General features: G+C 68.6%; 2 protein-coding genes. Both read left to right on the plus strand.

Going from position 1 to position 4,946, the window contains the following annotated elements; all coding sequences use genetic code 11:
* Positions 1-3,396 (plus strand): multifunctional oxoglutarate decarboxylase/oxoglutarate dehydrogenase thiamine pyrophosphate-binding subunit/dihydrolipoyllysine-residue succinyltransferase subunit (locus H5J30_RS17480; RefSeq protein ID WP_181788351.1); only part of this gene is annotated, 3,396 nt, incomplete at its 5' end.
* A 268-nt stretch (positions 3,397-3,664) separates the two neighbouring features.
* Positions 3,665-4,912, plus strand: coding sequence for an IS30 family transposase (locus H5J30_RS17485; RefSeq protein WP_445194944.1), 1,248 nt, complete (start codon positions 3,665-3,667; stop codon positions 4,910-4,912).
* The last annotated feature ends 34 nt before the right edge of the window (positions 4,913-4,946 follow it).

Below are 4,946 nucleotides of genomic sequence, written 5' to 3' on the forward strand. Positions count from 1 at the left end.
AAGCCCGCCGCCGCGGCGCCCGAGGGCCCCGAGCTGGTCACCCTCCGGGGGCCCGCCGCCGCCGTCGCCAAGAACATGAACGCCTCGCTGGAGCTGCCGACGGCCACGTCCGTCCGCGCGGTCCCGGTGAAGCTCCTCTTCGACAACCGCATCGTCATCAACAACCACCTGAAGCGCGCCCGCGGCGGGAAGGTCTCCTTCACCCACCTCATCGGGTACGCGATGGTCCAGGCGATGAAGCTGATGCCGTCGATGAACAACTCCTTCGCGGAGAAGGACGGCAAGCCGACGCTGGTCAAGCCCGAGCACGTCAACCTGGGCCTGGCCATCGACCTGGTCAAGCCCAACGGCGACCGCCAGCTCGTCGTCGCGGCCATCAGGAAGGCCGAGACGCTCAACTTCTTCGAGTTCTGGCAGGCGTACGAGGACATCGTCCGCCGCGCCCGGGGCAACAAGCTCACCATGGCCGACTTCACCGGGGTGACCTGCTCGCTCACCAACCCCGGCGGCATCGGCACCGTCCACTCCGTGCCGCGGCTGATGCCCGGCCAGTCCATGATCCTCGGCGTCGGCGCGATGGACTACCCCGCCGAGTTCCAGGGCACCTCCCAGGACACGCTGAACAAGCTGGGCGTCTCCAAGGTCATGACGCTCACGTCGACGTACGATCACCGCGTCATCCAGGGCGCCGCCTCCGGCGAGTTCCTGCGGATCATGAACCAGCTGCTGCTGGGCGAGAACGACTTCTTCGACGAGGTGTTCAAGTCCCTGCGCATCCCGTACGAGCCGGTCCGCTGGCTGCGCGACATCGACGCCAGCCACGACGACGACGTCACCAAGGCCGCCCGGGTCTTCGACCTGATCCACTCCTACCGGGTCCGCGGCCACGTGATGGCCGACACCGACCCGCTGGAGTACAAGCAGCGCAAGCACCCCGACCTCGACGTCAACGAGCACGGCCTGACGCTCTGGGACCTGGAGCGGGAGTTCGCCGTCGGCGGCTTCGCCGGCAAGGCGATGATGAAGCTGCGCGACATCCTCGGCGTACTGCGCGACTCGTACTGCCGCACCACCGGCATCGAGTACATGCACATCCAGGATCCGAAGGAGCGCAAGTGGATCCAGGAGCGCGTGGAGCGCCCGCATGACACCCCGGAGCGCGAGGAGCAGCTGCGCATCCTGCGCCGGCTGAACGCCGCGGAGGCGTTCGAGACGTTCCTGCAGACGAAGTACGTCGGCCAGAAGCGCTTCTCGCTGGAGGGCGGCGAGTCCGTCATCCCGCTGCTGGACGCGGTCATCGACGCCGCCGCCGAGTCCCGCCTCGACGAGGTCGTCATCGGCATGGCGCACCGCGGCCGGCTCAACGTGCTGGCGAACATCGTCGGCAAGTCGTACGCGCAGATCTTCCGCGAGTTCGAGGGCAACCTCGACCCGAAGTCGATGCACGGCTCCGGCGACGTGAAGTACCACCTGGGCACCGAGGGCACGTTCACCGGCCTGGACGGCGAGCAGATCAAGGTCTCGCTCACCGCCAACCCCTCCCACCTGGAGGCCGTCGACCCGGTCCTGGAGGGCGTGGTCCGCGCCAAGCAGGACATCATCGGCAAGGGCGGGACGGACTTCACCGTGCTGCCGCTGGCGCTGCACGGCGACGCCGCGTTCGCCGGCCAGGGCGTGGTGGCCGAGACGCTCAACATGTCGCAGCTGCGCGGCTACCGCTGCGGCGGCACCGTGCACGTCGTCATCAACAACCAGGTCGGCTTCACCGCCCCGCCGGAGTCCGCGCGCTCCTCGATGTACGCCACGGACGTGGCCCGCATGATCGAGGCGCCGATCTTCCACGTCAACGGCGACGACCCCGAGGCCGTCGTCCGCGTGGCGCGGCTGGCCTTCGAGTACCGCCAGGCGTTCAACAAGGACGTCGTCATCGACCTCATCTGCTACCGCCGCCGCGGGCACAACGAGGGCGACAACCCGCGGTTCACCAACCCGCAGATGGTCGAGCTGATCGACAAGAAGCGCTCGGTGCGCAAGCTCTACACCGAGTCCCTGATCGGCCGCGGCGACATCACCATGGAAGAGGCCGAGCAGGCCCTGCAGGACTTCCAGGGCCAGCTGGAGAAGGTCTTCACCGAGGTGCGGGACGCCACCGAGACGCCCGTGCAGGCCGAGGTGCCGCCGCACGCGCTGCCCGGCTTCCCGGTGGCCGTGGACACGGCCGTCTCCGAGGAGGTCGTCAAGCGGATCGCCGACTCCCAGGTCAGCCTCCCCGACCAGGTCTCGGTGCACCCGCGGCTGCTGCCGCAGCTGCAGCGCCGGGTGGCGATGGTCGAAGAGGGCACGATCGACTGGGGCATGGGCGAGACGCTCGCGATCGGCTCGCTGCTGATGGAGGGCACCCCGGTCCGGCTCGCCGGCCAGGACTCCCGCCGCGGCACCTTCGGCCAGCGGCACGCGGTCCTCGTCGACCAGAAGACCGGCGAGGACTACACCCCGCTGAACTACCTCGCCCCGGACCAGGCCCGCTACAACGTCTACGACTCGCTGCTGAGCGAGTACGCGGCGATGGGCTTCGAGTACGGCTACTCGCTGGCCCGCCCGGACTCCCTGGTGCTGTGGGAGGCGCAGTTCGGCGACTTCGTCAACGGCGCGCAGACCGTCGTCGACGAGTTCATCTCCTCCGCCGAGCAGAAGTGGGGCCAGTCCTCCGGCGTCGTGCTGCTGCTGCCGCACGGCTACGAGGGCCAGGGCCCGGACCACTCCTCGGCCCGTATCGAGCGGTTCCTGCAGCTCTCCGCGCAGAACAACATGACCGTCGCGATGCCCACCCTGCCGTCGAACTACTTCCACCTGCTGCGCTGGCAGGTCCACAACCCGCACCACAAGCCGCTGGTGGTCTTCTCCCCGAAGTCCATGCTGCGGCTGAAGGCGGCGGCGTCGCGGACGGACGAGTTCACCGCGGGCGGCTTCCGGCCGGTCATCGGCGACGACTCCGTCGACCCGGCCGCGGTCCGCAAGGTCGTCTTCTGCTCCGGCAAGGTCTACTACGACCTCGACGCCGAGCGGCAGAAGCGCGGCGCCACCGACACGGCGATCATCCGGCTGGAGCGGCTGTACCCGCTGCCCGGCGCGGAGATCCAGGCGGAGCTGGCGCGCTACAGCGGTGCGGCGAAGTTCGTCTGGGCCCAGGAGGAGCCGGCCAACCAGGGCGCGTGGCCGTTCATCGCGCTCAACCTGGTCGACCACCTGGACCTGATCATCGGCTCCGGCCAGGTGCCGAACGCCGACCGGCTGCGCCGGGTCTCGCGCCCGTCGTCGTCCTCCCCGGCGGTCGGCTCCGCCAAGCGCCACCAGACGGAGCACGCCCAGCTGATGTCCGAGGTCTTCGACCTCTGAGCCCCTCGCGGGGTACGGGCCGGCCCGTACCCCGCACCACGGGCCGCAAGCAGGAAACAGAAAGGGCCCCGCGCTGCTTAGGTTCTAGCGGTCCTCGCAACACTCATGATCGATGGGAGTTGCGAGGACCGTGGGTGGCAAGAGGATCGATCCGGCGTTGAAGAGGCGTTTCCTTGAGCGGCTGGATGCCGTGGGGAGCGTGTCGCCCGTGGCCCGTGAGCTGGGGCTGAACCTGAACACTGCGTTCACCCTGGCCCGCCAGGCGGGCATGACTACGGGGCATCTGGGGCATCCGCGGCGCGAGGACTACAGGAAGCTGCGGGCCCGGGGCGTCTCCCGCCGTAAGGCCGCCCAGCAGGTTGGGGTGAACCCGCGCACGGCCCAGGACTGGGACAACCGCGTCCGCAAGATCAACAACTCGCGGGTCTACCCGGACGGCCGGCGTGTGAACTACACGACCGGAACCGTCACGATGTCCGGTGTGATCATCAAGGCGCCGGTGAGCCTCAAGTCCCTTGAGAAGAAGCTGCACCAACGATTCCTGTCGCTCTCCGAGCGGGAGCGGATACGCGATCTCCATGCCGCAGGCCAGTCGCTGAGGGCCATCGGACGGGCTCTGGGGCGCCCGGCGAGCACCGTCTCACGCGAGCTGCGGAGCAATTCGGGGACTGCCGGCTACCACCCCTACGCAGCCCACCGGGCCGCCGCCGCGCGCAGGCCCCGGCCGAAGGAACGCAAGCTGGTTTGCGAGAGCCCGTTGCGCAACTTCGTCCGGGACGGCCTGCGCAGGCGGTGGTCCCCGGAACAGATCTGCCACGCTCTGACCAAGAGCCATCCCGACGACAAGAGCATGCGTGTGAGCGTGGAGACGATCTACCAGGCACTGTATTTGCAGGCCAGAGGCGGTCTGAAGCGGGAGGTCCAGGCGGCTGTCCGCACCGGTCGCACCCGGCGCAAGCCACGACGCGACCCCGGCCGCCGCACCCCTCGGTTCAACGACCCGATGGTGATGATCAGCAGCCGTCCCGCGGAGGTCAAGGACAGGGCGGTTCCGGGGCACTGGGAGGGCGACTTGATCATCGGCGCGAATGGCCGGTCTGCCATCGCGACCCTGGTCGAGAGGACCACGCGCTACACCATGCTGGTCCACCTGCCCAGCAACTCCCACGACGCCACAGCCGTCCGCGACGGACTCGTCCACACCGTCCAGAACCTCCCCCCGCACCTGCGCGGCTCCCTCACCTGGGACCAGGGAGCCGAGATGGCACGGCACAAGCAGTTCACCATGGCCACCGGGATGCCGGTCTACTTCTGCGATCCCGCCTCACCCTGGCAGCGCGGCTCCAACGAGAACACGAACGGTCTGCTGCGGCAGTACTTCCCCAAAGGCACCGACCTGAGCCTGCACAGCCCCGAAGACCTCGAACACGTCGCCCAGGAACTCAACGGCCGTCCACGCAAGACGCTCGGCTGGGATACACCAGCCGAGCGTCTACGTGATCTACTCGCCATCTGAGCCAGCAGTGTTGCAACGACCGCTAGAACTCAAG

This window comes from Streptomyces phytophilus (genome assembly GCF_013870535.1).
GTDB classification, from domain to species: domain Bacteria; phylum Actinomycetota; class Actinomycetes; order Streptomycetales; family Streptomycetaceae; genus Streptomyces; species Streptomyces phytophilus.